Source organism: Halomonas sp. BL6, assembly GCF_006228115.1.
GTDB classification, from domain to species: domain Bacteria; phylum Pseudomonadota; class Gammaproteobacteria; order Pseudomonadales; family Halomonadaceae; genus Vreelandella; species Vreelandella piezotolerans.
The window spans coordinates 172,203-199,116 of sequence record NZ_VDGL01000007.1 but is presented as its reverse complement, the minus strand read 5'-3'; the positions used below and the strand labels follow the sequence as shown (position 1 = coordinate 199,116).

The 26,914-nt window shown below is 57.9% G+C and carries 28 protein-coding genes; 18 read left to right on the top strand and 10 right to left on the bottom strand.

Translation table 11 applies throughout. From position 1 onward, the window contains the following. Positions 1–153: 153 nt before the first annotated feature. The 3 genes from FHJ80_RS15265 (at position 154) to rho (ending at position 1,848) form a co-directional block, all read left to right on the top strand. Positions 154–396, top strand: a complete 243-nt coding sequence (locus tag FHJ80_RS15265; RefSeq protein WP_139528180.1) for a type II toxin-antitoxin system Phd/YefM family antitoxin — start codon at positions 154–156, stop codon at positions 394–396. Continuing rightward, entirely contained in the window at positions 393–656 is a 264-nt protein-coding gene (locus FHJ80_RS15260) for a Txe/YoeB family addiction module toxin (protein ID WP_139528179.1), read from the top strand. The genes FHJ80_RS15265 and FHJ80_RS15260 overlap by 4 nt, the downstream gene beginning before the upstream one ends. Before the next feature lie 235 nt (positions 657–891). Next, positions 892–1,848: a transcription termination factor Rho gene (gene rho / locus FHJ80_RS15255; protein WP_139528178.1), complete on the top strand. Its 957-nt coding sequence runs from the start codon at positions 892–894 to the stop codon at positions 1,846–1,848. A gap of 49 nt (positions 1,849–1,897) precedes the next feature. Here rho and FHJ80_RS15250 read toward each other — a convergent pair whose 3' ends face one another. Then, the gene (locus FHJ80_RS15250; RefSeq protein ID WP_139528177.1) at positions 1,898–3,097 is read right to left on the bottom strand and encodes a DEAD/DEAH box helicase; all 1,200 of its coding nucleotides are present in this window, start codon (positions 3,095–3,097) and stop codon (positions 1,898–1,900) included. 213 nt (positions 3,098–3,310) lie between these two features. Between FHJ80_RS15250 and FHJ80_RS15245 the strand changes: the two genes are divergently transcribed. Both FHJ80_RS15245 and FHJ80_RS15240 read left to right on the top strand, forming a co-directional pair. Then, the gene (locus FHJ80_RS15245; protein ID WP_139528176.1) at positions 3,311–3,733 is read left to right on the top strand and encodes a tetratricopeptide repeat protein; all 423 of its coding nucleotides are present in this window, start codon (positions 3,311–3,313) and stop codon (positions 3,731–3,733) included. A 9-nt stretch (positions 3,734–3,742) separates the two neighbouring features. Then, positions 3,743–4,213 carry a DUF1456 family protein gene (locus FHJ80_RS15240; protein WP_139528175.1) on the top strand — a complete coding sequence of 157 codons (471 nt, stop codon included), beginning with the start codon at positions 3,743–3,745 and terminating at the stop codon, positions 4,211–4,213. On the opposite strand, the gene FHJ80_RS15235 is transcribed toward FHJ80_RS15240, so the two are convergent. Next, positions 4,210–4,965 carry a class I SAM-dependent methyltransferase gene (locus FHJ80_RS15235; protein ID WP_139528174.1) on the bottom strand — a complete coding sequence of 252 codons (756 nt, stop codon included), beginning with the start codon at positions 4,963–4,965 and terminating at the stop codon, positions 4,210–4,212. The two genes, FHJ80_RS15240 and FHJ80_RS15235, sit on opposite strands and share 4 nt — an antisense overlap. A 220-nt stretch (positions 4,966–5,185) precedes the next feature. Between FHJ80_RS15235 and FHJ80_RS15230 the strand changes: the two genes are divergently transcribed. Next, positions 5,186–5,596 carry a DUF4019 domain-containing protein gene (locus tag FHJ80_RS15230; protein ID WP_139528173.1) on the top strand — a complete coding sequence of 137 codons (411 nt, stop codon included), beginning with the start codon at positions 5,186–5,188 and terminating at the stop codon, positions 5,594–5,596. 52 nt (positions 5,597–5,648) lie between these two features. Here the strand turns inward: FHJ80_RS15230 and FHJ80_RS15225 are convergent, their stop codons facing one another. Both FHJ80_RS15225 and FHJ80_RS15220 read right to left on the bottom strand, forming a co-directional pair. Then, on the bottom strand, positions 5,649–6,251 hold the full coding sequence (locus FHJ80_RS15225) for a YqaA family protein (protein WP_139528172.1): 603 nt from the start codon (positions 6,249–6,251) through the stop codon (positions 5,649–5,651). A gap of 11 nt (positions 6,252–6,262) precedes the next feature. Then, positions 6,263–7,072 (bottom strand): DUF1206 domain-containing protein, encoded by an 810-nt coding sequence (locus tag FHJ80_RS15220; RefSeq protein ID WP_139528171.1) that lies wholly within the window; start codon positions 7,070–7,072, stop codon positions 6,263–6,265. Between the two features lie 201 nt (positions 7,073–7,273). On the opposite strand from FHJ80_RS15220, the gene FHJ80_RS15215 reads away from it, so the two are divergent. After that, a complete protein-coding gene (locus FHJ80_RS15215) occupies positions 7,274–7,732 on the top strand; it encodes a hypothetical protein (RefSeq protein ID WP_139528170.1) in 459 nt (152 codons plus the stop codon). Positions 7,733–7,777: 45 nt separating this feature from the next. Continuing rightward, positions 7,778–8,608 carry an AraC family transcriptional regulator gene (locus FHJ80_RS15210; RefSeq protein WP_218013987.1) on the top strand — a complete coding sequence of 277 codons (831 nt, stop codon included), beginning with the start codon at positions 7,778–7,780 and terminating at the stop codon, positions 8,606–8,608. Here the strand turns inward: FHJ80_RS15210 and FHJ80_RS15205 are convergent. Then, complete coding sequence (locus tag FHJ80_RS15205) at positions 8,594–9,187, bottom strand: LysE family translocator (RefSeq protein ID WP_139528169.1); 594 nt, start codon at positions 9,185–9,187, stop codon at positions 8,594–8,596. The genes FHJ80_RS15210 and FHJ80_RS15205 overlap by 15 nt on opposite strands. A 166-nt stretch (positions 9,188–9,353) precedes the next feature. Between FHJ80_RS15205 and FHJ80_RS15200 the strand changes: the two genes are divergently transcribed. Continuing rightward, positions 9,354–10,208, top strand: a complete 855-nt coding sequence (locus tag FHJ80_RS15200) for a bifunctional transcriptional activator/DNA repair enzyme AdaA (RefSeq protein WP_139528168.1) — start codon at positions 9,354–9,356, stop codon at positions 10,206–10,208. A 21-nt stretch (positions 10,209–10,229) separates the two neighbouring features. Here the strand turns inward: FHJ80_RS15200 and FHJ80_RS15195 are convergent, their stop codons facing one another. Continuing rightward, positions 10,230–11,150 (bottom strand): glutaminase, encoded by a 921-nt coding sequence (locus FHJ80_RS15195; RefSeq protein WP_139528167.1) that lies wholly within the window; start codon positions 11,148–11,150, stop codon positions 10,230–10,232. A 216-nt stretch (positions 11,151–11,366) separates the two neighbouring features. Between FHJ80_RS15195 and FHJ80_RS15190 the strand changes: the two genes are divergently transcribed. The 4 genes from FHJ80_RS15190 (at position 11,367) to FHJ80_RS15175 (ending at position 17,511) form a co-directional block, all read left to right on the top strand. Beyond that, complete coding sequence (locus FHJ80_RS15190; RefSeq protein WP_139528166.1) at positions 11,367–12,737, top strand: cytochrome P450; 1,371 nt, start codon at positions 11,367–11,369, stop codon at positions 12,735–12,737. 14 nt (positions 12,738–12,751) lie between these two features. Beyond that, positions 12,752–13,705, top strand: coding sequence for an alpha/beta hydrolase (locus FHJ80_RS15185; RefSeq protein WP_139528165.1), 954 nt, complete (start codon positions 12,752–12,754; stop codon positions 13,703–13,705). Between the two features lie 133 nt (positions 13,706–13,838). Then, on the top strand, positions 13,839–16,028 hold the full coding sequence (locus tag FHJ80_RS15180; protein WP_139528164.1) for a S8 family serine peptidase: 2,190 nt from the start codon (positions 13,839–13,841) through the stop codon (positions 16,026–16,028). Positions 16,029–16,038: 10 nt separating this feature from the next. Next, positions 16,039–17,511 carry a cobyric acid synthase gene (locus FHJ80_RS15175; RefSeq protein ID WP_139528163.1) on the top strand — a complete coding sequence of 491 codons (1,473 nt, stop codon included), beginning with the start codon at positions 16,039–16,041 and terminating at the stop codon, positions 17,509–17,511. On the opposite strand, the gene FHJ80_RS15170 is transcribed toward FHJ80_RS15175, so the two are convergent. Next, positions 17,508–18,413: a LysR family transcriptional regulator gene (locus FHJ80_RS15170; protein ID WP_139528162.1), complete on the bottom strand. Its 906-nt coding sequence runs from the start codon at positions 18,411–18,413 to the stop codon at positions 17,508–17,510. The two genes, FHJ80_RS15175 and FHJ80_RS15170, sit on opposite strands and share 4 nt — an antisense overlap. Before the next feature lie 148 nt (positions 18,414–18,561). Here FHJ80_RS15170 and FHJ80_RS15165 point away from each other — a divergent pair, with 148 nt between their 5' ends. The 3 genes from FHJ80_RS15165 to FHJ80_RS15155 all read left to right on the top strand — a co-directional run bounded on the left by FHJ80_RS15165 (position 18,562) and on the right by FHJ80_RS15155 (position 22,866). Next, positions 18,562–19,686, top strand: a complete 1,125-nt coding sequence (locus FHJ80_RS15165; RefSeq protein WP_139528161.1) for a 4-oxalomesaconate tautomerase — start codon at positions 18,562–18,564, stop codon at positions 19,684–19,686. A gap of 52 nt (positions 19,687–19,738) precedes the next feature. Further along, positions 19,739–20,845, top strand: coding sequence for a tripartite tricarboxylate transporter substrate binding protein (locus tag FHJ80_RS15160; protein WP_239297233.1), 1,107 nt, complete (start codon positions 19,739–19,741; stop codon positions 20,843–20,845). Between the two features lie 77 nt (positions 20,846–20,922). After that, positions 20,923–22,866, top strand: coding sequence for a tripartite tricarboxylate transporter permease (locus tag FHJ80_RS15155; RefSeq protein WP_139528160.1), 1,944 nt, complete (start codon positions 20,923–20,925; stop codon positions 22,864–22,866). Between the two features lie 83 nt (positions 22,867–22,949). Here the strand turns inward: FHJ80_RS15155 and FHJ80_RS15150 are convergent, their stop codons facing one another. Then, positions 22,950–23,336, bottom strand: a complete 387-nt coding sequence (locus tag FHJ80_RS15150; protein ID WP_139528159.1) for a RidA family protein — start codon at positions 23,334–23,336, stop codon at positions 22,950–22,952. A 182-nt stretch (positions 23,337–23,518) separates the two neighbouring features. On the opposite strand from FHJ80_RS15150, the gene FHJ80_RS15145 reads away from it, so the two are divergent. Continuing rightward, positions 23,519–24,079, top strand: coding sequence for a hypothetical protein (locus FHJ80_RS15145; protein ID WP_139528158.1), 561 nt, complete (start codon positions 23,519–23,521; stop codon positions 24,077–24,079). Between the two features lie 113 nt (positions 24,080–24,192). After that, complete coding sequence (locus FHJ80_RS15140) at positions 24,193–24,720, top strand: cytochrome b (RefSeq protein WP_139528157.1); 528 nt, start codon at positions 24,193–24,195, stop codon at positions 24,718–24,720. A gap of 89 nt (positions 24,721–24,809) precedes the next feature. Here FHJ80_RS15140 and FHJ80_RS15135 read toward each other — a convergent pair whose 3' ends face one another. Together FHJ80_RS15135 and FHJ80_RS15130 are read right to left on the bottom strand one after the other, a co-directional pair. Further along, complete coding sequence (locus FHJ80_RS15135; protein WP_139528156.1) at positions 24,810–25,988, bottom strand: VWA domain-containing protein; 1,179 nt, start codon at positions 25,986–25,988, stop codon at positions 24,810–24,812. 3 nt (positions 25,989–25,991) lie between these two features. Then, positions 25,992–26,846: a MoxR family ATPase gene (locus FHJ80_RS15130; protein ID WP_139528155.1), complete on the bottom strand. Its 855-nt coding sequence runs from the start codon at positions 26,844–26,846 to the stop codon at positions 25,992–25,994. Positions 26,847–26,914: the final 68 nt, after the last annotated feature.

Here is a 26,914-nt window from a genome sequence, read left to right as displayed (position 1 = left end):
TAACAAGCGCAGTCACGGCGACGGATTTTTCGTTGCGGCTTCGTTTCTAGTACTAAGTCGCGCGTGCTCCGGGTGTTATACAAAGCGTCCGTCTTGACGTACGTACCGAAAGGCGTACATTCGGTGAAAAGCTGAACTCACAAGAGGTGCGTCATGACCGGAATCACAGCCACTGAGGCGCGCAGCAACCTATATCGGTTGATCGACGAGACCGCTGAGTCTCACCAGCCCATCGTTATCATGGGTAAGCGGAACAAAGCCGTCCTGGTTTCCGAGGAAGACTGGTCTGCCATTCAGGAAACACTTTATCTGCTCTCCGTACCGGGTATGCGGGAGTCTATTCGTGAGGGGATGGCTGCCCCTGTGGATGAATGCGATGAGGAGCTGGACTGGTGACATGGAAGCTGGCTTACACCAAGCACGCCCAGAAAGATGCAAAGAAACTGGCCTCCAGCGGCCTCAAACCAAACGCCCATGAATTGTTGGCGCTGATTGCAGAGGACCCTTACCGCAAGCCGCTTCCGTTTGAGAAACTCATAGGGGATCTCGCGGGGGCCTATTCACGCCGCATCAATATTCAGCATCGTCTGGTTTACCAAGTACTAGAAGAAAAACGGGTGGTGAAAGTTCTGAGGCTCTGGAGCCACTACGAATAATACATAACTAACAACAGCGCATCAGTGTGTCTACCGCTGGGCCCTTTTCGACGGCAGCTCAGTGCCCCATGCAATCCGTATTGCGCTAGCGTCGATAGATATTTAGCAGCTCGAAAAGGCGCTATGTACTGTTGGAAAGGTCGTTGAAAGCCATGCCTACGTTTTACATCCGCCGTCGAGTAACCGTGAACACGGCCAACCACGAATCCCCACTTTGACAAGACGGCCCCAACCCATGACCCGCAAAACCCTCACCCTAAAAACCAAAAGACCTCCACAGCCCAAACCTACCAACGCAGTCGAAGACCCAACCCCCAACGACCCCATAACACGCTTCCTCAACGGCACCGCCATTCATCCTTCCCCACGCCTGTATTTAGCGCCGAGTGATCAGCCCAGCACTGTGCGGGCGATGGATTTGATTACGCCCATTGGCATGGGGCAGCGGGGGTTGATTGTGGCACCGCCCGGTTCTGGCAAAACGACGCTGTTAAAGCATATCTGCCAAGCCGTGGCGGAGGCTTACCTGGATATAAAGCTTTATGCCTTGCTGATCGATGAGCGCCCGGAAGAAGTGACCGACTTTAAGCGCAGCGTGTCGGCAGAAGTACATGCCTCGTCGTCCGATGAAAGCTACGCGCACCATGTGCGGATGGCTGATCAGTTGCTGGATAAAGCGCGTCAGCAGGCAGGCGAGGGGCACGATGTGATGATCGTGATCGATTCACTCACCAGGCTTTCGCGGGTTAACAATGCCGAGCAGCGTGGCAACGGGCGCACGATGTCGGGTGGGTTGGATGCCCGGGCGATGGAAATTCCCCGCAAGCTGTTTGGCGCGGCGCGAAACATCGAAAACGGCGGATCGCTCACCATTCTAGCCACCGCGCTGGTGGAGACGGGAAGCCGAATGGATCAGGTGATTTTTGAGGAGTTTAAGGGCACGGGCAATATGGAGCTGGTGCTATCACGGGACGTGGCCAATCAGCGAATTTTCCCGGCGATTGATATTGCCAAAAGCAGTACCCGCCGAGAAGAGCTGTTGATGGATGTGAAGGAGTTTGAAAAAGTACGCACGCTGCGCAGAGCGTTAACACCGCTTAAGCCTGTTGCCAGCGCTCAGAAGCTGCTTACGCTGCTGGAGAAATACCCGACGAATGCGGAGCTGCTGAACGCTTTTTCACGCGCTGAGTAGCGGTGAAGCTCACCCTTGTATTCTTAAAGGTGAGCTTCTTGGTGAACGCTTAACGACTGCTTTTTTTAACGTGGTTCAAGTTAGACGCGGGCACGGCCTTTTTGACCGGGAAGCCTTCCACTTCTTTGCGCTCAATCGTGTTTTTCAAGCGCTTTTCAATCGCGCATAGGTTTTTAAAGTCGCTGATATCGACCAGCGAGATCGCTTCACCAGAGGCCCCCGCGCGGCCGGTGCGGCCAATGCGGTGGATGTACTCTTCTGGCTGGAAGGGTAAATCGTAATTCACCACGCGGCTGAGTTCCCCAATATCCAACCCCCGCGCGGCGACGCCCGTAGCTACTAGGTACTTCAGTTCGCCCGATTTGAACTGACCCAACACTTTTTCACGCATGGCTTGGCTTCTGCCGCCATGGATGGAATCCGCTTGGATGCCGCGCTTTTCCAACTGAGCCACCAGCTTGGCCGCGCTGTGTTTTTTCTCGACGAAGATCAGCGCCTGATCCCACGCTTGCTCGTTGATCAAGTGGCTCAACAGGGCAGATTTAGTGTCTTTGTCGACCGTGATCAGCCACTGTTTGATGGTGGCGGCGGCGCGCACGTTGGGCGTAATGGAGATGTTCGCCGCCATGTCGGTTATTTTGCTGTCTGAAAACGCGTGGGCGATGGCGCGCACGTCGTTGGTCATGGTAGCCGTGAACAGCAGGTTCTGTCGGTTCTGCGGCAGGCGCACGATGATTTTATGGATATCATCGACAAAGCCCATATCCACCATTCTGTCCGCTTCGTCCAGCACCATGACTTGTAGTTCATCGAAGTGCAGCGCTCGCTGATGCGCTAAATCCAGCAGCCTGCCCGGTGTGGCGACCAGAATATCCACCCCTTCGATCAAGCGCTCTTTTTGCGGCGCGGTATCTACACCGCCATACGCGGCCATTGAGGTGAGCGGGGTATGCTTGGCGTATTGCGCCACGCTGGCGTCCACCTGAACCGCCAGCTCGCGAGTGGGTACAAGGATGAGTGCGCGAATGCGTTTACCGCGCAGCGGTTCTGCGGCTTTGCTGAACCGTTCCAGTAGCGGCAGCACAAAGGCAGCGGTTTTGCCCGTGCCGGTTTGTGCGGTGGCGATTAAATCTTTGCCCGACAGAATGGCAGGAATCGCTTGTTCTTGGATGGGTGTTGGCGTTTGGTAACCGAGTTCAGTAATCGCCTGAACGAGCGGGCGGGACAAGCCTAGTTTTGCAAAGGGCATGAGAAGCTCTGACAGAGTGGCGTAAGGGGCGTCGAAAATAAAAAGTGGTGCAGCATAGCGTAAAATCAGCCGTTCGACGCTCGAATACGCGTTTATTTCCACTCCACCTTTGCCCGTGCCTCCATCCTAACCAGGTATAATCCTGTCATGACGCTAAACGCACATGCATGTAGGGCGTTTTGCATCCATTCCGAATGAACAGAGTCGTGGTCGATGATTAACACCAAAATTTACAAGGCGGTGTACGAGCTCGCCGAAAAGCTGATGAAGGCCGCTGCCAAAGATGACCGCGCCACCTTTGAAGCGCTGTATGCTGAGTTGCAGGCAATCTGCACCGAGCACGAGAACACCGAGAAAGACCACCCGGAGCAGTGGGAAACCCTGGCCGACTTCACCGAAGAGCTAGAGGACGCGCTGCCCATCTACCAAAAAGCGCTGGATAAAGCGGTCGCGAAGCAGTCGAACGATCATATCGCTTCGATTGGGTTTTCCATGGCGGCGCTGCACGTGGAGCTGGGCGACAACCAGGCGGCCATTGAACGCTTGCAGCAGGCCCAGGCCAGCGCCCAAACGATCGAAGATAACGAGCTGAAAGCAGAAATCGATGACCTGCTGGCCACGCTAACCCACGCCTAGGACCCCATTTTGACCAATAACGATATTTTTCGCCGTATTCGCTACACCTTCGACTTAAAAGACAACACCATCGTCAAGATCTTCGCCCTGGCGGAGGTGAGCGTGACCCAGGAGCAGGTGACGGCATGGCTGAAAAAAGACGAAGACGACGCCTTCGTGACCATGAAGAACAAAGAGCTGGCGGCGTTTTTGAACGGTTTCATCAGCTTCAAGCGGGGCAAGCGCGAAGGCCCACCGCCTGCCCCGGAAGCGCAGTTGAACAACAACATGGTGTTCCAGAAACTGCGCATCGCGCTGAACATGAAGGCGGAGGATATTTTAGAGGTGTTCGATCAGATGGGCCTGCCGCTCAGCCCTCACGAACTCAGCGCGTTTTTCCGCAAGCCCAGCCACAAAAATTACCGCGAATGCAAAGACCAAATGCTGCGTAATTTCTTGATGGGCGTCCAGCGGCAGCTTCGCCCCAACGATAACGGTTAAGCGAGGCGCTCGCGTTTCACACATACGAAGATCGCATTGCCCGAGACGTTATCCCAGGGCGTGATGGTCTGGTAATCGTGCTCGAACACGTGCACCTCGAAGGTAGGCTCCAACAGGGCGATGAGTTCGCTAAAACTGACGGCCACCATGGGGTGCTCGTCGTGCCACACCTGCGTTGTCTCCGCCGTGGTCTTTTCGATGCTCAGCCGCAGCGACTGCCGCTCCCCTTGGCCGCTGTAGTGCCACCCGGAGCGGAAAGAGAACGTCTCCTCCGCCTGCTGGGCCATGTGCTTTACGAACAGCTCGTTATTGATCCGCTGCTTATCCACCGCGTTGAAGCAGAACACGCCGCCCTCGTTCAAGGCGCGGTGTGCGCTGGCGATGCAGTCGCCGAGCTTGTCCAGGCCATCGTTGTAGTGGATGGAGTAGAGAAAGCAGGTGATGAGGTCCAGCGGTTCACTTACTTCGAAACTGCTCATGTCTTGCCGTGAGAAGCTTGCCTCTGGGCAGCGTTGGGCGGCGATATCCAGCATGGGCTGGTTGATATCCAAGCCGCTGCTGATAAAGCCATCATCAAGAAAGTGGCGCACGTGGGGGCCGGTACCGCAGGCGACATCCAGATGGCGTTTGCCTTCGTTGCCAAAAATCTGATGCAGGCGGCGAATGGCGTTGCTCTGGGCCTGGTAGTCGATGTCGACGCACATCAAATCGTAGTAGCCAGAAAGGTCGGTGTAGAGTGCGTTGACGGACATAGTGGCCTAATGGTGAGGGCTGAAATACATTGGGTGGCGCATAGTAAACGAGCGATTGGGGTTTGAGAAGGCGTAGGAGTGGCTTGGCCAAGCGGCGATCAAGTTTGCACTCTTTCACAGTTTGGCTAGCGCTTTAGGGTTAATGTGATTAAAGAAATCGTGTGATGGTCCGATAACTACTAAAGTCGCACGACACATTCGATTGCCATACGAGGCTGCCATGCCAAAACCCTTTGCTCTCATTCTCTCTGCGTTGCTCCTGGCGATGACTTCTTATGTGCAGGCGTCTACCGCCGAGGCGGCAGAAGCGGCCGCGCTCGCTTGGCTGGAAGCGATCGATCAAGGTGAATATGAGCAGGCTTGGGAAAAGTCGTCGCCGCTGTTGAAGACGCCGCTTTCCCCCACCATGCTGCAGCGCGTGGTGACGCTGGCCCGCAACGATTTGGGCAGCGTCGAGTCGCGGCGGCGCATCCGCATGTCGCAGTACACCTCGATGCCTGGGGCGCCGCGCAACGACTACAAAGAGTTCGCTTTTCAAACCCGGTTCACGAACAACCAGTGCGTGGTCGAAGTCGTCACGCCACATCTGGAAGAGGGCACGTGGCGGGTGAGCGGCTACTACGTGCAGTAACGTGATTCGAGCGCCCATCAATAGCCGCCAACGTTGGCGGCTATTGTGTTTTCTACACGATCAGCCCCGCCAGTGCCTGCATCCCCAGCACCAACAGAAGCACCACACTTCCCAACGCGAGGCTGGTCTTCAGCGCGTGGCGTTTCCACATGCTTTCCACTCGGTGCCCAAAACGATGTACCAGCCACGCCAGGCCGAAGTAGCGCAGCCCGCGAGCCATCAGTGCTGCCAGGGCGAACAGCACGATCGGGTAGCCCGAGAGCCCAGCGGTAATCATCGCCACCTGGAACGGAATCGGCAAAATGCCAATCGCTAAAATGGCGGCAAAGCCGTATTGGTCGAAAAAGCTCTGAAACGCCTGATAGCTTTGCTGCATTCCCATGAAGTCGATGAACCAAGTGCCGACGGACTGGTACAACACCATGCCCACGCCGTAACCGACGATGGACGCCGCTAAACAGCCCAGCGTGGTGGCGGTGGCCATCGCCCAAATGCGTTGACGATTCACCGCCATGAGCGGAATCAGCACGAGTTCGATGGGAATCGGCAAAATGATGGTCTCTAGGAAAGAGAGCGTGGCGAGCAGCCACAGCATGTTTTTCGAGCCGTTGATACGCTCGAACCACTGCTTGGTTCGCGTGGAAGTGAAGGCCATGGGTCGAGTCGCTATACGGAAGGGTTGATGCGGCGATAAATCGCCGTGAGGAGGCTATACACGCCGAATGCGAACAGCCCGATGGCAACGAACGCAAGCAGCCACTGGCCGAAGGCTTGGTGTCTCAGCGTGCTCAAGGCTTCCGCCGTGCCGCCTGCTTGGCTAGGATTGTATTGGTACGCCGCGATGATAAATAGGCTGCCCACGATCACAAAGACGAGACCCCGCACCGCCAAGCCAAAGCGACAGACGGGGTAAGCCCAACGCTGCACGTGAGTGGGCATGGAGAAGTGGCGGTCGAATTTGGCTTTCCACCCTTTAATGGCATGGGCAATGCCTGCGCCAATCAAAACTGCGCCTACCGCCGCGACCAGCCAGCGACCTAATGGCTGCTGCATCAGCCAGCCAGCGGCATCCTGTGAGCCGCTGCCAGAGCCACCGGATGCGCCCAAGCTGACGATCAACTGAGCCGCAAAAAAAGCCAGCAGCGTGTGCGTCACGGCACTGACCAACAAGCCCGCGCGGATCGCCAACCCTTTGAGTTGACTGCCATGGCCGTCGGTGTCTTGAAGCGCTTGCAGTGTGCGCCAAGTGGCGTAGCCCACTAGCCCAAGGGCAATGATACCCAGCATTACTTTGCCGAATGGGGCGGCCAATACGCTCTCTAGTGCGCCACGACTGCCTTCGGTTTGGCCGCCCTGGCCTAACGCGGCGAGCGCGGCTAAGCCGCCTACCAGTAAATACACGACCCCCCGCGAGGCGTAGCCCAAGCGGGCGAACAGTTTAACCGCATCCCGATGTGTCGGGGGTTGACTGGCCATGGTGTCCTCCTGACGTGAATGGCATTGCCGATCCTTTAGGCGGCCCATACTGTGCATGTAAAAGGGTATTGTCCAGCGTAGACCATGCGGCGGGCAGCGTTAGGGCATGGCGGTACTTTTATAGAGAGCTCCGCTCAAAAGTGCCATAGTGGTTCTGGAAAGTAGTGAGTATGCGTCTTCATGTGTCATGGATCGAACCCTATGAGCGATCACCACATCGTTTTTATTCCAGCAGACCCGCATTACCTGCCCGCGGAGGAGCAGGTATCCCGTGCTAAGGAGACGTTATGGCAATGGATGCCGGAAGCCGAATCGCTTGACGCCGCCGTGTCTGAATACGTGCAGTTTCATGACTGCGGCAGTAATTTCGAGTACGTTCGTTGTCACCTGTGTGGGCAGGAGCTGACCCTTCCCCAGTGGCATCTTCTGATGGATCAAGATTACGATTTAGTGCGCGGGTTTGGGCTAATGCCGCAAACGCTTCCATGCTGTGGAAGTGTGGCCAGCGTGAACCAACTCGACTACTCCTTTATGCAAGGGTTTTCACGCTTTTCTCTCACGGCGATTAACCCCAGAACGGGCGCGGTGAGCCCCCAGCAAGCGGAGCTATTAGGGCAACGGTTGGGTCATCGTCTTCTGGTGATTTATCGCCATGTGTAGCGTGTCGGCGCATTGGTCAATACGAGGGTGAACGGATAGGTGAACATGAATAAAGCACAGCCTATTTTCTGGCGTGACGAGCGTATGCCCCACGTCGAACTGCGCAAGATTCAGGATGCGCGGCAGGTATGTTATGCCCCTCACAGCCATGCGCATTGGTCGCTGGGGGCCGTGACCGCCGGGGTCAGTACGTTTCGATATCGCGATGCCTCACATCAGATTCGCGCCGGTGACATGGTCATGATGAACCCTCACTGGGTGCATGCCTGTAACCCCATCGCCAACCAGCCTTGGGCGTACCTCATGCTGTATGTGGATGCTCGCTGGATGAGCGAGTTGCGCTATGGGCTTGGCCTACTACCTGCGCCAGAGTGGCAAGACATTGCGACTGCGGTCATCCGCCGGCCGAGTCTCTTCCACTCGTTTTGCGAGATGGCCGGCGGTTTGTTGGATGAGCACGTCTCGATCGAGCGCAAGCGGCAGGCAGTCACCGCCTATCTCACTACGCTGATGAGCGAACTGGCGGAGGAGCCACCTCTGGCACCCGCGCCGACGCCTGAACTGCTGGCCCAAGTGGCAGACTATTTGCGCACGCACTGCGCCCGCGATATTTCGCTGGAAGAGTTATCCCAGCAAACGGGGTACAGCACGGGGCATTTGATTCGCGCGTTCAAGCAGCACTACGGCCTGACGCCCCATGCCTATTTGATCGATCAGCGTATTCAGTTAGGGCAGGCGGTGCTGAGGCAGGGTCAGCCCATCGTCGAGGCGGCGCTCACGGCAGGGTTCAACGATCAGCCTCATTTTCAGCGAACCTTCAAGCGGCTGGTCGCAGCGACGCCCCACCAATACCGTGCGCCGTCATTCAAGAAGTAGAAATAGCGCGCTCCCTGCCAAGCCGACCGCCAAGCAGCGGTTGATCGTCAGGAGCACGATAGGCCGTTGCAGGTAACGTTTGAGAAACGCCCCCGCGTACACCCAGCTGGCCAGCGACAGCCAGCAGATCGGTAGATAAAGCGCGGCGAATAGGCCAATCAAGTAAGGATCGTTGCCGTTGGTATACGCGCCAATGCCTGCCGCCGAGGCTAGCCACGCTTTGGGGTTGAGCCACTGCATGGCCGCGCCGGTGATAAAGCCGGGGGCTTTGTGGGGGTCGTGCTCGCTCACTCGTCCATCGTGCTGACATAAACGTACGCTGAGGTAGAGTAAGAACACGATACCGGCCCACCGTAGCGCCTCCTCTAGCCAGGGCGTGACATGCAGCAGCGAATAGAGCCCCACGCCAATGCCCAGAAACAGCGCAAGGAACCCAAGCGTCGCTCCGGTCACGAAGATGAGCCCTTTATGAAGGGGGTAGTGGGTACCGCTGCTCAAGCAAACGATATTGACCGGCCCCGGTGAAATGGACGCCGCCAGGGCAAAGGCCGACATGGGTAGCAGTAGCGATGTGCTCATGATGATCCTCCAGAAGGGAGGTGATAGTGTGCAAGCGGGGCGCGATCTGGGTATTGCACAAAATTGATATGTGACGTGCGCAAGATTCGGGTGGGGTTGGGCGTGCTCGCCGGTTATGCTTGGGTCACGATAGGTGGTTCGCAACGATGCCTGAGAGACCGACGCGATGAACGACTATGCCCGAATAGAAAAAGCCATGGCCTTTATGGTGGCCAACGCCACCCAGCAGCCGAGTTTGGAGACGGTGGCGGCGCAGGTGCATTTGAGCGCGTTCCATTTTCAGCGGCTGTTTTGCCGCTATGCAGGCGTTAGTCCCAAGCGCTTTTTGCAGGCGCTGACGCTGGCGCGGGGAAAGCAGCTCATTGCTTCGGCCCAGAGTCTTAGCGACACCGCTCATGCGCTGGGCCTGAGTGGGGGCTCGCGGCTGTACGACCATTTTGTGACGCTCGAAGCGGTGACACCCGGCGAGTTCAAGCGCCAAGGGGAGGGTGTGGAGATCGTTTATGGCATTCACCCCACGCCGTTTGGCGAGGCGTTGGTGGCAGCGACGCCAAGGGGTATTTGCCGAATGGGGTTTCTAGCCGCCACGTCCGAGGCAGAGATGCTGGCTCAGCTCGCCGCCGAGTGGCCGTGCAGCACGGTGCGCCACCAGCCAGAGGCGACCCGCTATGCCGTCGATGCGCTGTTCGAGCCAGGGAAAACGGCTGCGCCGGGGGCGCTGTCGCTACACGTACGCGGCACCAATTTCCAACTCAACGTATGGCGCGCGCTGCTGATGATTCCCGACGGACGGCTCGCCAGCTATTCGCACATTGCCCAGGCGCTAGGCGCGCCAACAGCATCTCGGGCGGTGGGGAATGCGGTGGGCGCGAATCCGGTGGCGCTGTGGATTCCCTGCCACCGGGTGATTCAGCAAAGCGGCGCGCTGGGTGGCTACCGCTGGGGGCTGGAGGTAAAACGCAACGTGCAGGCCTGGGAAGCGGCTCGGCAGCTAGAGCCGCAAGAGAGCGTTCAGAGCTAACCCACGCCTGGTGGCTAAAATCTAGTGGCCAAACACGGACCAGCCGGTGCGTTGTACGAACATCTCCAGCGCCCGTGCGCCTAGCAGACTGTTACCGAAGCGATCCAGCCCCGGCGACCACACCGCCAGCGATCCACGCCCTGGGGCAATGGCCAGAATGCCGCCGCCCACGCCGCTCTTGCCCGGTAAGCCTACGCGGAAAGCAAACTCCCCCGAGGCGTCGTAGTGGCCGCACATCATCATCAGCGAATTGATCCGCCTCGCACGCTGGGGCGACACCACCCGCAAATTGCTGGGCCGGTTGACCCCGTCGGAGGCCAGGAAGAGTCCAGCGTGGGCTAGCTGGTCGCAGCTCATGGCGATGGCGCACTGGTGAAAGTAGGTGCCGAGCACTTTATCGACATCGTGTCGCAGCCGCCCAAAGGCCTTCATGAAGTGGGCCAGCGACGCATTGCGATCTTTGTGCTCCATTTCCGACGCGGCGACCTGATGATCGAAACAGATGCTGTTGTCGTCGGCGATATAGCGCACGAAGCTCAATATCTCCGCCAGCGTCTCTTTGGGCGCGTGGCCCATCATGATGGCATCCACTACCGCAATGGCCCCGGCGTTGATGAACGGGTTACGCGGTTTACCGCTCTCATGCTCGAGCTGAACGATGGAGTTGAATGGGTCGCCGGAAGGCTCGCGACCCACTTTAGTCCAAAGCCCATCGCCCCATTTGCCTAGCGCAATGGTCAGGGTGAACACTTTCGAAATGCTCTGAATCGAGAAGGGCGTCGTCGCGCAGCCCGCCGAGAAACGCTGGCCTTCGACCGTGGCCAAGCTGATCGCAAACTGGCTGGGGTCCACATGGGCCAGCTGGGGAATGTAATCGGCTACGGTGCCGCGTTCGGTTTCCAGGGCCAGCTCGGCGGCAATCTCGTCGAGTATCTCTTGCATATCGGGCGCAATCGTTGGGTGGTGGGAGCCGCTACCCTAGCGGAAAATGGCCAGGCTGTCTGCGGGCATTGCCTTGATGGCATAGCCCATAACGCTAACTTAGTTAATGTTTGGCTTGATTTAAGTGCTCGTTGCGCGAGGGGATAGGTGAATGCCTTGCGTGTGGTCGAGGTGGCTCTAGACTGTCACGGTAGCCGCATCACTCAAGGAGCAGGAATGGATAGGAGATCCACCCCTGATGGGTTGCCGATTGCAACGCTCAGGGAAACCATCGCCATTATCAGTCAAGTCATGGCCCCCAACGTGGCAAAGGGGGTCATTCGTCGTCGTCCAAACGTCGTTGGGATGGTGGAGCGTTTCGGCCTGGATGCGAAAGGCATTCGGCAGTTGCAAGCGCTCAGCAAGAAGTATGGCCGTGGCCCACTCATGCTGAAAGTGCCGGGCAAAAAGATGGCAGTGGTGCTCGATCCCGCTGATGCCAACCATGTGCTGGAGCACACTCCGGAGCCTTTCGCGACTGACGAAGCGCTGAAGCGCAGCGCACTCGGTCACTTCGAGCCTGACATGGCGCTGGTGTCCCACGGGGAAGCACGCCAAACGCGCCGCCAACTGAACGAGCGGGTGTTACAGAGTGGCTGCCCGCATCACCTTTTTGCCGATGCATTTACCCAGGTGGTGGAGGAAGAGGCCGACGCATTGGTGGCGCGCACGAACACACGCTTCGATGAGCTGGACTGGCCGACCTTTCAACGGGCGTGGGAGCGTATCGTACGGCGTGTGGTGCTCGGCGATAGCGCCCGAGATGACCGCACCGTCACTCGCGAATTAGTGCGGCTTCGTAAGGCCGCCAATTGGGGCTTCATGCACCCCAAACGCAAACGCTTGCAGCAGCGGTTCGAGCAGCATTTGGCGTTTTACTATCAGCAAGCCGAGCCCCACAGCCTGATGGCGATGCTGTTTCACCATTCGACCGAAGAGACCGACAGCGACCAAGCACCGCTTCAGCAAGTGCCGCAGTGGTTGTTTGCCTTTGACCCCGCTGGCATGGCGGCGTTTCGAGCGTTGGCGCTGCTGTGCGCGCACCCAGAGTTTGCGGCCAGAGCGTTGGATGACGTAAACGACACGCCGCCACCTGACATGGATTGCCTCAAGGCAAGTGTGTTGGAGGCGCTGCGCTTGTGGCCCACCACACCACTTATTTTGAGACAGTCGACGCAATCCACGCAGTGGACGCCTGGGGAGATGCCTGCTCATACCTCTGTACTGATTCATACGCCTTATTTTCATCGTGATGAACGCTATTTGCATGCGGCTCATCGGTTTACGCCTGAGATGTGGCTTCGCCCGGACGGCGAGAGGCGCTGGCCGCTGGTGCCATTCAGTGGCGGGCCTGGCATCTGCCCCGGTCGACATATCGTACTGCTGGTGACTAGCCGCTTGCTCGCTGCGCTTCTGCGGCGGGCGCGCTGGGAGCTGCATCCTCCAGGAAAGCTGAGCAGCGAAACCCCTATGCCGGGGTTGCTTAGCCCGTTCCACTTGCGCTTTCGCTTGGAGCGCTTTTCGTCCGATGACGCCACCACGGCCTAACAGGAGACCCTGCCATGCCACATGCCCAGCCCACTACCGGCTTACGTTTCGATGTGCTGGTGAATGTCTTGCCGGCTGAGGCCGATATTCCGTCATTACAAAGCTATACCACGCGAGATGGTGGCACATTGAGTTACCGTTACTATGCTTGCCACCACTATGCCAGCCACAACCATGCCAGCCACCGCGCTACTCAGCAGGCTGCGCCGTCATCGCTGTTGGTACTGTTACATGGCTCATCGGCCAGCAGCCATTACTTGGCGCCCATGGCAGAGTACCTAGCGACATCGGCCGGGTTCGATGTCATCACGCCGGATTTACGTGGCCATGGACCAAACCCAGCCAAACGTGGCGATGTGGACTATATCGGTCAATTAGAGGACGACGTAGCCGACCTGATCGAGCATGCTAAGCGTGAGCATGCGCCCCATGAGCGTGTGGTGATTGGTGGGCACTCTTCGGGCGGAGGGTTAGCGCTGCGCTTTGCAGCGGGCAAGCAAGCAAGCCATTTAGCCGGGGTCGTGCTATTGGCCCCGTTTTTAGCTTACAACGCGGCCACCGTGCGCAAAAAAGCGGGATGGGCAAAGCCGAATCTATGGCGCATTCTGCCGCTGGCGTTGCTGAATCAAATGAACGTGACTCGTTTCAATCACTGGCCGGTACTGCACTTCAACCTGCCGCTGGCCTACCGCACCGGGTCGGAAACCCTGCGCTACACCTACCGCATGATGGAGAGCTTTGGAACGGCGGACTACAAGGCCGACCTTGCCAATATTCGCGCGCCCATTCTGGTACTAGTTGGTGATAGAGACGAGGCGTTTTACGCTAAGCAATTCGAGCCTACCATTCACCCCCACGCCCCGCAGTCAGAGTTTGAGTTCATTGCGGGAGTGTCGCATTTAGATATCGTCGTCAATACCACCGCTGCTCAGCGTATCGCCCTCTGGGCAGAAACTCACGGCCTATGAAATGAGCGTTATACGACTTGCGATAAGGGCTTTTCTCAGTATTTAATGCCGTTGCCTTTCTTATGTTTTCTAACGCCTTTAGTGCAAGCGAGTCACTCTATGCAACGCCATACCGATACGCAGGGCAGCCGAGATGTTTGAACGGCGCCCGCTCTTCCTAGCGGTAGGGATAGCGCTGGGCACTCTGTCATTATCAGGATGCGGGTCCAGTGGCGGCGGGGGAGATAGCAGCCAGGGCGTGTACACCCCTAGCGGCTCCTCCCCTGGTGTGGGGGCCAGCCAGACCCCCGAACCGCTCGAGCCGGGATTGGTGAGGGTGGCGGTGACGGATAGCGCGTTCGATGTCGCGACCATCACCAACAGCGAGCGGGTGATCGACCGTTTGGACGTCTACACCGGCACGGCTGACGTCAGCGGTGTGGATGAGTGGCACGGCAACGCCGTGACATCTACCATCACGGGCGGCACTTTGGGCAATGCGCGTCTGGACCTTCTGAAAATAGAAGATAGCCAGGGCGCGACGCTGAACAACGCCCTGGATTATGCCATTGGGGAAGCTGCTAACCGGGGAGCGAGGGTCATCAACGCCAGTTTTTCCCGCCGTTTGGAAGCCAGCGACCCTCGTCTTACCTTCAATGGAGTGACCTCGGCGACGTCATATCAGCGCGTGGTGGATGCCAACGACGGCAAAGGCGCGATCTACGTGGTGAGTGCTGGCAATACGGGCAGCGCTATCGATACGCAAGGCACGCCGATCTATGCCAGCCAGCCTGGGCTGTACGAAATGATGCTAATCGCCGTTGGCACGACGACCGATGGTGATATTCATCCATCGAGCAGCTATCCCGGTGACGATGCGCAGCTGCAGGCGCGCTCGATTGGCACCGACTTCGCAAACCGCGATGTAGGGGCCCAAGGCACCTCGATTTCCGCCGCACGGATTTCGGAATATGCCGCAGGAATCATAGGCCAGTGGCCGCACCTCACGGCACAGCAGGCCAGCCAGCGGCTACTCGACACAGCCAGCCAGGAGAGCGCGCTGTTCCAGCAGAACACCTGTGGCACGAGCGGCACGTTGAACTGTGGCGCTTTCTATTTGGGCCAAGGTGTTGCTGATATCGATGCAGCGCTGGCCCCGGAAGGCGATCTGATCGTCAGCCAGAGTCAGCGAGTAGCCGATGGCGGTGCGCTAGCCGATGTCTCGTATCTACAGCTTTCAGACGCTTATGGCGATGCGGTCGCAGCGTCTGGTGTGCTGGAGAATGTGGTGGCCTTCGACGCGTTGGGCCGAGATTACGTCATCGATTTAGGGCGCAATGCCCATTCCCGCACCGTGCGGGCTTCGCAGCTTCGCGATCAGATGCAACAGATGGCAAGTGCTTCCTCATCGCACGCCACCACTCAGACGGCGATCGAAGGCAACTATCGTTTCGCGACCCGCAGTACGGCCTACGGTGAGCTGCTGTCCAGCCGTTTCGATGGCACCTTTGGTAACGCCCGGCTCAGCGCCTTTCGTTTCTCTGGAAACCAGCCTAGCCCCATGGGCAACTACGCTGAACTTGACGTGATGCCAATGATCTCGTTTCAAACGGGGTCGGCGTTGACCCAAGCCTTCGAGCGGGTGGACGGTGTAGAAACCCGCTATGAGATAGGTGAACGGTTGAGTATGACGGCCTCCCATTGGGTGGGCGATATGGCTAACGATGCGGCCAGCGACTATCAAGCGCAGCGTTCCGACGTCGGTTTGGCATGGCAAATTGCCCCAGGGCTGCGTATCGACAGCTATGTCGGCCAACTGAGCGAGCAGCAGGGCCTGCTGGGCGCTAATGGCAACGGTGCATTGGGTTTGGGCGATGATAACCGCATGCGCTTTGCGGGCATTAGTCTGCAGGCCCAAAGGGATGGCTTTCGCGGTTTTGCCGAATTCGAACAGGGGGAGGGCAGTGCCTCAGGTACTGGCCTGCTAACTCGCGTGGATGGCATGCGCGCTCAGCAAATGGCGCTGGGGCTACAGTGGCAGGGAGAAGGCGAGCGCGCCGACCGTTGGGCGTTGACGCTGCGCCAGCCGCTGCGCATCGACAGCGCCACGGCCAGTTTCGATGTGCCCGTGGGACGTCGCTTGGATGGCAGCGTGGTGCGTGAAACGCGCAGCGCCTCACTGGAACCGTCAGGCCGCCAGCTCGATATCGAACTGGGCTATGGGTTTGCCGCCAGCGAGCGCAGCCAGTGGCAGTTCAACCTGCTGCACACCCGCGAGCCGGGCCACGATGCGAACGCGCCCAGCGATTCAGCGGCCATGGTGAACTACTCCTACGCGTGGTAATAGGCGCTCAATGACCACCTTAATGATTCAAGGTACCACCTCGGATGCAGGCAAAAGTACCGTGGTGGCAGGGCTTTGCCGCGTTCTTAAACGGTGCGGCTTTTCCGTCGCCCCATTCAAGCCGCAAAACATGGCGCTGAATAGCGCGGTGACCAGCGATGGCGGCGAGATAGGCCGTTCCACCGCACTGCAGGCCCAAGCGGCGGGTGTCCTTCCCCATAGCGATATGAACCCGGTACTGCTCAAGCCGGAAACCGACCGCGGCGCTCAGGTAATTTTGCGCGGCAAGGTACATGGGCATATGGATGCGCTGGATTACCATGCCTATAAACGCACCGCGAAAGAGAGCGTGATGGCGGCCTGGCAGGCGCTGGAAAGCCGCTTTGATGTGATCATTGCTGAAGGGGCCGGCAGCCCGGCGGAAATCAACCTGCGCCAAGGCGATATAGCCAACATGGGGTTTGCCGAGGCCGCCGACTGCCCGGTGCTGCTAGTGGGCGATATCGACCGTGGCGGCGTGTTTGCCCAGCTAGTCGGCACGCTGGCGCTGTTGAGTGAGAGTGAGCAGGCTCGCACCAAAGGCTTCATTATCAACCGTTTTCGCGGTGATATTGCGCTGCTGGAGCCGGGGCTTGACTGGTTGGAAGCACGTACCCAAAAGCCAGTGATGGGTACGTTGCCGTATCTGCAAGGGCTGCTGCTGGATGCCGAAGACAGCATTGGCACCGTGCAGGCTGAAAAAGCGAGCCAAACGCTTGAGGTGATCGTACCCGCGCTGCCGCGTATCAGTAACCACACCGATTTCGATCCGCTTCGCCTGCATCCGCAGGTATCGCTTAGCTTTATCGGCCCTGATCAGCCCATCCCCCCCGCTGATGTGATCATTCTTCCCGGCAGTAAAAGCACCGCCAGCGACTTAGCCTGGTTAAAGCGCCAAGGTTGGGACGCCGCGATGACTCGTCACCTGCGGTATGGCGGCAAAGTACTGGGCATTTGCGGCGGTTTTCAAATGTTGGGGGAGTGCGTCGATGACCCCGACGGGCTAGAAGGCACGCCCGGGAAAGTCGCCGGGTTGGGTCTGTTACCGCTGACGACACGCATGGTGGCGGGTAAGCAGCTTCACAACGTGAGCGGCGTGCTAATGGGCGAAGAAGCAACGGTCGAGGGGTATGAGATTCATAATGGTGTGAGCGAAGGTCCGGCTTTGAGTAGCCCGCTCTTCGATCTAGGCACCCACTTGGATGGGGCCATCAGCGAAGACGGCCAAGTAATGGGCACTTACCTACACGGCTTATTCGATCATCCTGAAGCCTGCCAAGCGCTGCTGACCATGCTTGGTCTAGCCCAGGCAGGCCGCGTCGATTATAGCGCCCATCGCGAACAGGCCCTGGAGCGCTTGGCCGATACGTTGGAAGCGCACTTGGATATCGACGCGATCCTGGCACTCATTGCATCGCCAAGTACTACTAACAAGCACTGCTAAATAGCCTCTTTGCCCCAGTGCTCTAACAGAAGATCAATGAAGAGCTGCGCGGTGCTGGATAAGCTGTGTGAGTTGCTGCGCACCAAGCCAATCGAGCGCTGAATGCGTGGCTCGGGTAAATCGCGAGAACAGAGCGTGTCGTGATCGGGGCCGGGCATGGTCATGCGCGGCAAAATCGCCACGCCAAGGCCTGATTCCACCAGCCCCAAGGAAGTAGAGAGGTGCTGCACCTCGTAAAAGCTGTTGAGGTGGATGCCCTCTGCTGACAGCGCGTTATCCAGCAGCGTGCGGTTGCCACTATCGCGGCTCACGGTGATGAGCCGCACATCCTCTAAATCGCTCCACTCAATCTGCTTTTTGCTGGCCAGCGGATGGTCCGAGCGCAGTGCCAGTACAAACGGATCTCGTAGCAGCGGCGTAAAGCGCACCTCCGAGCTTTGCGCGCTGATCATATTGATACCGAAATCCGCCTCGCCATTAATGACTTTTTCCAACCCCTCGTTGGCGCTGACATCCAAAATCCGGATGCGAATGCCCGGCCACGCCTCGCTAAACACGCGAATGACACTAGGCAAAAAGTAGAAGGCCGCCGTGGGCAGGCAGGCAATCGTCACCGTGCCTTTTTGGTGCGTGACGAGCTCACGAATGCCTAAAATCGACGACTCATACTCTTCTAACATTCGCCTAGCGCGCGGGAGAAAATCGGCCCCAATGGGCGTTAGCCGAGTCCGCCGTGTGGTTCGCTCAAGTAGTTCAACTTCAAGGAGTTCTTCGAGTTTTTGGATACGCCGCGTCAGCGCAGGCTGCGACAAATGCAGGCGCTGAGCCGCCTCATGAAAGGTGCCCAATTCCGCGACCAAAATGAAGGCCTGAAGGTCAAGAAATTCGAGTCTGTGAAGCATGGGATTCTTGCGCTAAAGCGGTGGTTTGATAACCAATACACATTAATGCAAAAAATGGATTTATAGCAATCTATATTTGCATTTGAGACATTAAATATTGGCTGACATGCTCCGTTCATACAGTCATCGCGAACTATGGCGGAGCGATATGAACAGCATTCCTTGTGTCATTATGCGGGGCGGCACCTCACGAGGTCCCTTTATTCGCATGAAAGACCTGCCCAGTGATCAGGCCCAGCAGGCCGATATTCTGCTTAGCTTGATGGGCTCCGGCCATGCGCTACAGATCGATGGGATTGGGGGCGGTGACCCGCTCACCAGCAAAGTCGCCATTGTGGAGCGCTCATCGCACCCGGATGCCGACGTCGACTATCTATTTGCTCAAGTAGACGTAGTCAACAAGCGTGTCGACTTCAACCCGAACTGCGGCAACATGCTCTCTGCGGTGGGGCCTTATGCTATCGAAACCGGGCTGGTGGAACCCCAGGACGGTACCACCGTGGTGAGGGTGCATAACCTGAACACTCAGCGGCTGATCGAGTGCCATGTGCCCACTCCGGGCAAGCAGGTGCAGTACGAAGGCAGCGTAACTATCAGCGGCGTTCCTGGCAGTGCGGCGGGTATCCAGCTCAGCTTTTTAGACATCATGGGCAGTAAAACGGGCCAGCTTTTGCCCACCGGTAACGCCTGCGATGAGATCGATGGGGTGGAGGTGAGCTGTATTGATGCGGCGACCCCCATTATGCTGCTGCGCGCTGAGTCGGTGGGATTGACCGGCTACGAGTCACCTGGGGAGCTGGACAATAATGCTGCTTTATTAAGTCGCTTAGAGCACTTGCGCCGTGAAGCAGGGCGTCGGATGGGCATGGGGGATGTGAGCCAGAGCGTACTGCCCAAGGTGGTGCTGATTTCAGCGGCACAAGCAGCCTCGCATACGCTGAACGTGCGCTACTTCGTACCGCACCGCTGTCATAAGGCGATTGCCGTGACAGGGGCGATGGCGGTGGTGGCCGCGATTAACGTGCCCGGCTCGGTGGCCCATCATATGGCTCTGGGCACTGAGAAGCTTTCCGCTGGGCAACTGCTCTCACACATAATATTGGAGCATCCTTCTGGTGCTATTGAGTTAACGGCAGAGTATCGCCAGCAGAATGCGTTTGACCTAGCGCGGGTGTCACTCATTCGAACGGCTCGCAAAATTATGAGCGGGCAAATTTTTTACGCAACCCCTCCCCAGGAAGTGGGGCATTACGCCACCGAAACCATTGATTGAATAACCTGACCTTTATAATGAACCGACAATAATCAATAACAGGAGTATCGCCATGACCACCCTGAAAAACACTCCGCTAAAGACATTCAAGAAAGCGCTACTGGTCGTTGCTTGTTCCACGCTTGGCGCTATCAGTGTGAGTGCTCAAGCGGACAATGTGAACGTGCCTGACACCATCCACTGGACCATTCCCTTTGGTGTAGGCGGAGGAACCGACGTATGGGCGCGTTTTTTCACCACCTGGATGAGCGACCATATTCAAGGCAACCCGACACTGGTGATTGATAACGTGCCCGGCGGCGGCTCTATCAATGGTAGCAACTTGTTCGCGATGCGGGCCGATTCGGATGGCAGCCAATGGATAGGCACCTCGGCGTCCACCCAGTATCCGGCCATGCTGCAAGATCGCCGTGTGCGCTATGACTACGACGACTGGACGCCGATTCTGGCCACACCCACCGGTGGCGTAGTGTATGCCCAGCCTAACCTCGGTGATACCGCCGAGGATGTGCTCCAGGCCGTAACCGAGCAGCGCGTCAAATTTGCCGTGCAGAGCCATACCGGATTGGAGCTGCCCGTCTTGATTGCGCTGGACTTGTTAGGGGTCGACGTGCAGGCCGTGTCGGGCATGCGCAGCCGTGGCGAAGGGCGGCTAGCGTTCGAGCGCGGTGAAGCCGATATCGATTTTCAAACCACCTCGGCGTATTTCAGTAGCGTAGCGCCGCTGGTCGAGAGCGGAAGAGCGGTTCCGCTGTTTTCCCTTGGGGTGCTCGACGACAGTGGCCAGGTCGTTCGTGATCCAGCCTTCCCTGATTTGCCGACCTTCAACGAGGTGTATGAAAACCTGCATGGGGAAGCCCCAAACGGCCCTGCCGCCGAGGCGTATCGCAAGTTCTTCGCTTCAGGATTCACGCTGCAAAAGCTGATTCTACTGCCCAAGGACGCCCCTGAGGCGCTCATCCAAGAGTATCGCGACGCGGCGCGCCGCTTCGTGGACACCGAAACGTTCAAAGAAGCCGCCATGGCTCAGCTAGGCCCCTATACGCCGGTGGTCGGCGAGGTCGTCGAGCAGCACTTGCAAGATGCCATGTCGCTGGATGACGACACGCGCCAGTGGCTCGTCGAGTGGCTGCTCGAACAGCACGGTGCCCGGATTTAACACGCTGGTTCATCAAAGGCACTGCCGAAGCAGTGCCTTTCGGCTCCTTCACACTCAATAACACAAGAGCCACGACAATGTTCGATGTCTTATTCTCCAGTTTGGGACAGTTGTTTACTGTTCCCCATATGCTGTACATGGTGGTGGGTGTCCTGATTGGGTTAATCGTGGGCATCATTCCCGGGCTTGGTGGCATTGCCGGAATGTCGCTGCTATTGCCGTTCCTCTATGGCATGGAGCCGTCTGTGGCTCTTGGTATGCTCATGGGCCTGGTGGCGGTCATTCCCACGGGCGACACCTTTGCCTCTGTACTGCTTGGCATACCAGGCTCTAGCGCGTCGCAGGCCACCGTGGTGGACGGCTTTGCCCTGGCTAAAAAAGGGCAGGCGGCGCGGGCGCTCTCCAGCGCGTTTCTTTCGTCGATGATTGGTGGCCTGCTGGGCGCGGTGGTGTTGACGGCCTTTATCCTGATTGCTCGGCCGGTCGTGCTGTCGTTCTCCTCCTCTGAGCTGTTCATGTTGACGCTGCTGGGGCTCTCGATGGTCGCGGTGCTGTCTGGCAAGGATGTCTTCAAGGGCATTGCGGCCTGCGGAGTGGGGTTGCTGGTGGGCACCATCGGCATGGCCCCCGCCACGGGGGAGTTCCGCTTGCCGTTCGAGATCGACTACCTCTACGACGGTCTGCCGCTCGTCGTCGTGGGGTTGGGTATTTTCGCACTGCCCGAAATCATTGATCTGCTGGTGAAGCGCGGCGCGATTGCCGAGCAGCCGTGCCAGCTGGGCAAGGGGTGGAAAGAGGGCGTCAGGGACGTCGCCAAACGCCCTGGACTCGTCGCTCGCTGTGCGGGTATTGGCAGTTTGATGGGCACGATTCCCGGCTTGGCGGGCTCGGTGGTCGATTGGCTCACCTACGGCCACGCGGTGCAGAGCGCCAAGGATAAAACACAGTTCGGTAAAGGCGACATTCGCGGTGTGATTGCGCCGGAATCGGCGAATAACGCCTGTGCCTGTGGAGCGATGGTGCCCACTCTGCTGTTTGGTATTCCCGGTTCGGGGACGGCGGCGGTGTTCCTGGGCGGCTTGCTGCTACTCGGTCTGCAGCCCGGTGTGAGCATGCTGGAAACCAATTTGGACCTGACGTACACCATCATCTGGTCGTTGGCCCTGGCGAACATCCTCGGCGCTGCGCTCTGCTTGGGACTGGCGCGTCCGGTGGCCAGCCTGACACGGGTGCCGTTCGTGATTTTAGCGCCCTTGATCACTATCTTGATTCTCTTTGCAGCGTATCAAGCCACGCGCTCGCTGGGGGACCTGTTCGCACTTGGTGTCATCGGTGCGTTTGGCGTGCTGTTCAAGCAGGCCAACTGGTCACGCCCGGCCTTCCTGATTGGCTTCGTGCTTGCGCCCGGTGCCGAAGCGTACTTTTATCAGGCTGCCCAGTTCCAGGGGGCTGACGCCTTCATGCGGCCCGGTGTGTTGATCATCGGCGCGCTGATTGCCGCCTCGTTGGTGATTCCCCCATTACGCAGCTACCTGCATGCCCAGCATCAACGAAAGGCGACCACACCGCATACGCCTCTAGAGTCAGCAGAGCCGCTGTCGCTGGGCGCCATCGACGTGGTGCTGCTGGCTAGTCTACTAGCCGGTGCCGCCTACATGTGGTCGACGTTCGCTGATCTTTCCATGCTGGGAGGCATTATGCCCCGACTGGCGATCGCCATCATTGTGGCGGCCTGTGTGTTGGAGATCGTGAGAACGGTCATTAAGCCAATGAAGTGGCAAACTCAAACGCTGAGCCAACAGCTGCTTTGGGTCGCGGGTTTCTTTGCGTTGATTGGGGGCGTGATGGTGCTCGGTTTTCTATTTGCTGCAGCGATCTTTTGTCTTGGGTTCTTATTGGTCGTCGCGCGTATGAAGCCAGTGGCTGCTGTTGGGTTAGCGGCAGGCGTAACGCTCTTCTTGATGGGAATGGCGCATATGCTGACGCTTAACTATCCAACGGGCATGCTGGCGGGCCTGTAACACCACCCTTGAGAAGTAGACGCACAAAAAGCCATTTAATTGGCTTTTTGTGCGTTGGAAACATGAAAATGTGGTGCTGAATATTAGTTGGGGCGTTTGGCCATCAACGTGATTTCTACCAAACTGCCACCGCAGATATGCGGGGATTCGGTGCAGGTCCGCGCTGGATAGCGACCAGGTTCGAAAAAATCCGCATAGATGCTGTCAAACGCGCTGATTTGCTTAAGATCCGCTAAGTGCACGTCAGCGCGCACTACGTCATCAAGGCTGCCACCCTCTTGTTCGAGCATGCGGGCGAGTTCACGCAGAACTAGGCGAGCCTCCTCTTTGATATCGCCCCGCGCCGCCTCTCCGTTAGAAAGATCGGCCACCGTGAGGCCAGAAATAAACATGTAGTGGTCGTCAACTACCATGTGGCTGCCAGGAAAATCCGGCTTTGGCAGGGTCGGGTCGTTGATGAACTGGGTCATATGCTCTCCTTGGCAATAAAAAACGCCTTGCCTTCAATGCGACTCCCCTAGATCAAGAGGGTTCCATCGACAACAGGCTGGTGTCTCCTCGTGCTTTGCTCTACGCTGGCGGGCTTTCATAACCCGTCAGCGCTTGTCGCTACGAAACATGGCGGGGTGAACGAACGTAACGAGAGAGCGTCATGAAGGTAGTCCATGTAAGTCAGAGTGAGCCGCGCGATGCGTGTTTGGCCAAGCTATGCGCCGAGGTGTATGGCCAGCAGGCAGGCTTGACGCCGTTGGTGATCTTTACCGGCACCAAAAATGTACTGTTTGCCCAAGAAGGCGCGCGGTTGTTGGCAGGGGTTGATGGCGAAGGACACCCTTTAGCGCTGGCGCTATTGGTGCTGGATGAAGCGGGCGAGGGCATGACCGTGACTCACGCCTGCGAGTTTGCAAAAGGTGCAAAAGCTCGTTTGCTGAGCGAGCTCAGTCTGAAGGCTCCGCTGCGCATCGATACGCAGGATGAAAAAGCTAAAACGTTCTTTCAACAGTGCGGCTTCAAACGCTGGTTAGAAGCGGAAAATGGCCAGCATATCGGGCTGTCGACTCGCCATCCTGCTAACAGCATTGAGACGCTATCGCCTACGTTAGCCCTGGATGAGGCGCTGATTATGCGCCGCTTCAAACACGATCCCGTGGCGTTCGCCCAAGCCAAAGAGGCTTTTTTAGCTGGGTTGAATCGCGTTCCCGTGTCGCTCTAAGGCAACGTCGTGTTCCTTTTTTTGCAACCAATTTCCATGCTGTTGTCATGATCTGGTGAGCTGTGCTGGGTAAGATAGTGCCATGGTTCAACGTTTGTTAAGAGGAACAATAGATGGCGCTAGCAGTGATGGACAGCTCTTCGCGTTACGGGTTGGTGAGTCGGGCATTGCACTGGGGAATGGCGCTGCTGTTCGTGTGGCAGTTTAGCAGTGCCGCTGCCAGGGTATGGCTGGAAGATACGGCAATTGAGGGCTTTCTGTGGGGGGGCCATAGCCAAGTGGGCGTCGTGTTGATGGCGCTCGTTGTGATTCGCGCTGTTTGGGCAGTGATGAATGCGTCACGGCGTCCGCCCGCGGTGAGCGTAATGGCGAAGCTTGGACACGTGGCGCTTTATGGATTGATGATCGTGGTGCCAGCGATTGCGCTTATTCGCCAGTACGGCTCGGGTCGTGCGCTGGATGTATTTGGGCTGTCTCTCATGTCGGGCGGCGGTGAGCGCATCGAATGGATGACTGACTTAGGCGGTTTGTTACACGGCGAGCTGGGGTGGGCGCTATTCGCCCTGGTGGTAGGCCATGTAGCGATGGCGGTTTTGCACCGCAAACTGACCCACCACAGCATCATGACGCGTATGGCTTAGCCATTCAGGCGTTTCAATATGCGCAACGGCGCACCAACGGCGCACCCATTGGGTGCGCCGTTTTCGTTGCTGTTCTAGGCAGTGCGAGGCTATTTGGCGAGCTCGCGCATGGCAGTTTCCAGCCCTTCCAGCGTCATCGGATACATACGGTCGTCGATGAGCTCGCGAATGAGCGTGGTCGAGTAGGTGTATTCCCAAGCGCGGGGAGGCATTGGGTTAAGCCAGGCTAAACGGGGGAATTTCTCGGTCAAGCGTTTGAGCCACACGCCGCCGGCTTCGTCATTGAAATGTTCGACGCTACCGCCAGGATGGGTGACCTCATAAGGCGACATGGCCGCATCACCGACGATGACGACTTGATAGTCCGCGCCGTAGGTATGCAGCACGTCCATGGTCGGAATGCGCTCGTTGCCCCGACGCAGATTGTTGCGCCATACGCCTTCATACAGGCAGTTATGGAAATAGTAGTGCTCCAGGTGCTTGAACTCCGAGCGTGCCGCCGAGAATAGCTCTTCGCAGACGCGAATGTGGTCATCCATGGAGCCGCCGACGTCCAGAAACAGCAGCACCTTGACCGCATTGTGGCGTTCTGGTCGCATCTGAATATTGAGTAGCCCGGCATCACGTGCGGTTTCTCGGATGGTGCCACTGACGTCGAACTCGTCCCGCGCGCCTTGGCGGGCGAACTTTCTCAGTCGCCGAAGCGCCATTTTGATGTTACGGATGCCCAACTCCAGCGAGTCGTCGTAATCCCGAAAGCGCCGTTCGTCCCACACCTTGGTGGCGCGGCGATGGCGGGAGCCGTCTTGCCCGATGCGAATGCCTTCCGGGTTGTAGCCGTATGCGCCAAATGGGCTGGTGCCGCCGGTACCAATCCATTTATTGCCGCCTGCGTGGCGCTCTTTCTGCTCCTCCAAACGTTTTTTGAACGTCTCGATGAGCTCTTCGAGCCCGCCTAGCGATTCGATCTTGGCCTTCTCCTCGTCGGTGAGCTGTTTCTCGAATTCGCGGCGCAGCCACTCCTCGGGGATCAGCGCTTCGATGGCGGCGTCCATGTCTTCGATGCCTTTAAACCAGGCGGCAAAGGCACGATCGAAACGGTCGAAGTGGCGCTCGTCTTTGACCATGACCGTGCGCGCTACCTGGTAAAACGCCTCCATATCGGCAAGTACCACGCCGCGCTCGACCACGGCGTGAAGGTCCAACAGCTCCCGCAGTGAAACGGGGACACCCGCGCGTTTGAGGGTTTCGAACAAGCCTATGAACATGGCTTAGCGCCCGCTGCTCTTTTGGCGACGCATCATGAACGCCAAGCGTTCCAACAGGTGGGTATCCTGCTCGTTTTTGACCAGCGCACCAGCCATGGGCGGTAGTGCCTTGGCGGGGTCACGATGGTAGAGCGCTTCCTGGGCTAGCTCGTCGGCCATCAGCAGTTTGAGCCAATCGACCAGCTCTGAGGTGGAGGGCTTCTTCTTGAGGCCAGGTGCGCTGCGCAGGTCAAAGAAGACTTCCAGCGCCTCGCTGACCAGTTTTGGGGCAATGTCGGGAAAGTGAACATCGACGATGGCCTGCATGGTTTCGCGATCGGGGAACTCGATGTAGTGAAAAAAGCAGCGGCGCAAAAAGGCATCCGGCAGCTCTTTTTCATTGTTGGAGGTGATGACGATGATGGGGCGCTTTTCGGCGCGGATGGTTTCGCCGGTTTCGTAAACGTGAAACTCCATGCGATCCAGCTCTTGGAGCAGGTCGTTGGGAAATTCGATGTCTGCTTTGTCGATCTCATCGATCAGCAGGACTACCCGCTCATCGGCGCTAAAAGCTTCCCACAGTTTGCCGGGCTTGATGTAGTTAGCGACGTTCTCGACGCCCTCTACGCCCAATTGGGAATCGCGCAGGCGGCTCACTGCATCGTACTCGTAAAGCCCCTGAGCGGCTTTGGTGCTGGATTTGATGTGCCAAGTGATCAGCCGAGTGCCGAGGGCGTCTGCCAGCTCTTCGGCCAGAAGCGTCTTGCCGGTGCCGGGTTCGCCTTTTATGAGCAGCGGGCGCTCGAGCATCACGGCAGCATTCACCGCCTGCTTGAGCGCATGGGTTGCGATATACGAAGAGGTGGAGTCAAACGCCATAGTGGGCCTCGGCTTGTCGAAAGCGTGGTGAACATCAGATTCAAACAAGTGTACGTGAGGCTGGCTGC

Bases quoted from the DNA above. Each gene is read 5' to 3' on its own strand.
- FHJ80_RS15155 (WP_139528160.1), top strand. From the start codon at position 20,923: ATGTTCGATGTCTTATTCTCCAGTTTGGGACAGTTGTTTACTGTTCCC.
- FHJ80_RS15210 (WP_218013987.1), top strand. From the start codon at position 7,778: ATGAATAAAGCACAGCCTATTTTCTGGCGTGACGAGCGTATGCCCCAC.
- FHJ80_RS15205 (WP_139528169.1), bottom strand. From the start codon at position 9,187: ATGAGCACATCGCTACTGCTACCCATGTCGGCCTTTGCCCTGGCGGCG.
- FHJ80_RS15250 (WP_139528177.1), bottom strand. From the start codon at position 3,097: ATGCCCTTTGCAAAACTAGGCTTGTCCCGCCCGCTCGTTCAGGCGATT.
- FHJ80_RS15150 (WP_139528159.1), bottom strand. From the start codon at position 23,336: ATGACCCAGTTCATCAACGACCCGACCCTGCCAAAGCCGGATTTTCCT.
- FHJ80_RS15220 (WP_139528171.1), bottom strand. From the start codon at position 7,072: ATGGCCAGTCAACCCCCGACACATCGGGATGCGGTTAAACTGTTCGCC.
- FHJ80_RS15235 (WP_139528174.1), bottom strand. From the start codon at position 4,965: ATGTCCGTCAACGCACTCTACACCGACCTTTCTGGCTACTACGATTTG.
- rho (WP_139528178.1), top strand. From the start codon at position 892: ATGACCCGCAAAACCCTCACCCTAAAAACCAAAAGACCTCCACAGCCC.
- FHJ80_RS15165 (WP_139528161.1), top strand. From the start codon at position 18,562: ATGAACAGCATTCCTTGTGTCATTATGCGGGGCGGCACCTCACGAGGT.
- FHJ80_RS15130 (WP_139528155.1), bottom strand. From the start codon at position 26,846: ATGGCGTTTGACTCCACCTCTTCGTATATCGCAACCCATGCGCTCAAG.
- FHJ80_RS15170 (WP_139528162.1), bottom strand. From the start codon at position 18,413: ATGCTTCACAGACTCGAATTTCTTGACCTTCAGGCCTTCATTTTGGTC.
- FHJ80_RS15160 (WP_239297233.1), top strand. From the start codon at position 19,739: ATGACCACCCTGAAAAACACTCCGCTAAAGACATTCAAGAAAGCGCTA.
- FHJ80_RS15225 (WP_139528172.1), bottom strand. From the start codon at position 6,251: ATGGCCTTCACTTCCACGCGAACCAAGCAGTGGTTCGAGCGTATCAAC.
- FHJ80_RS15230 (WP_139528173.1), top strand. From the start codon at position 5,186: ATGCCAAAACCCTTTGCTCTCATTCTCTCTGCGTTGCTCCTGGCGATG.
- FHJ80_RS15215 (WP_139528170.1), top strand. From the start codon at position 7,274: ATGAGCGATCACCACATCGTTTTTATTCCAGCAGACCCGCATTACCTG.
- FHJ80_RS15195 (WP_139528167.1), bottom strand. From the start codon at position 11,150: ATGCAAGAGATACTCGACGAGATTGCCGCCGAGCTGGCCCTGGAAACC.
- FHJ80_RS15185 (WP_139528165.1), top strand. From the start codon at position 12,752: ATGCCACATGCCCAGCCCACTACCGGCTTACGTTTCGATGTGCTGGTG.
- FHJ80_RS15135 (WP_139528156.1), bottom strand. From the start codon at position 25,988: ATGTTCATAGGCTTGTTCGAAACCCTCAAACGCGCGGGTGTCCCCGTT.
- FHJ80_RS15140 (WP_139528157.1), top strand. From the start codon at position 24,193: ATGGCGCTAGCAGTGATGGACAGCTCTTCGCGTTACGGGTTGGTGAGT.
- FHJ80_RS15175 (WP_139528163.1), top strand. From the start codon at position 16,039: ATGACCACCTTAATGATTCAAGGTACCACCTCGGATGCAGGCAAAAGT.
- FHJ80_RS15190 (WP_139528166.1), top strand. From the start codon at position 11,367: ATGGATAGGAGATCCACCCCTGATGGGTTGCCGATTGCAACGCTCAGG.
- FHJ80_RS15245 (WP_139528176.1), top strand. From the start codon at position 3,311: ATGATTAACACCAAAATTTACAAGGCGGTGTACGAGCTCGCCGAAAAG.
- FHJ80_RS15200 (WP_139528168.1), top strand. From the start codon at position 9,354: ATGAACGACTATGCCCGAATAGAAAAAGCCATGGCCTTTATGGTGGCC.
- FHJ80_RS15265 (WP_139528180.1), top strand. From the start codon at position 154: ATGACCGGAATCACAGCCACTGAGGCGCGCAGCAACCTATATCGGTTG.
- FHJ80_RS15145 (WP_139528158.1), top strand. From the start codon at position 23,519: ATGAAGGTAGTCCATGTAAGTCAGAGTGAGCCGCGCGATGCGTGTTTG.
- FHJ80_RS15180 (WP_139528164.1), top strand. From the start codon at position 13,839: ATGTTTGAACGGCGCCCGCTCTTCCTAGCGGTAGGGATAGCGCTGGGC.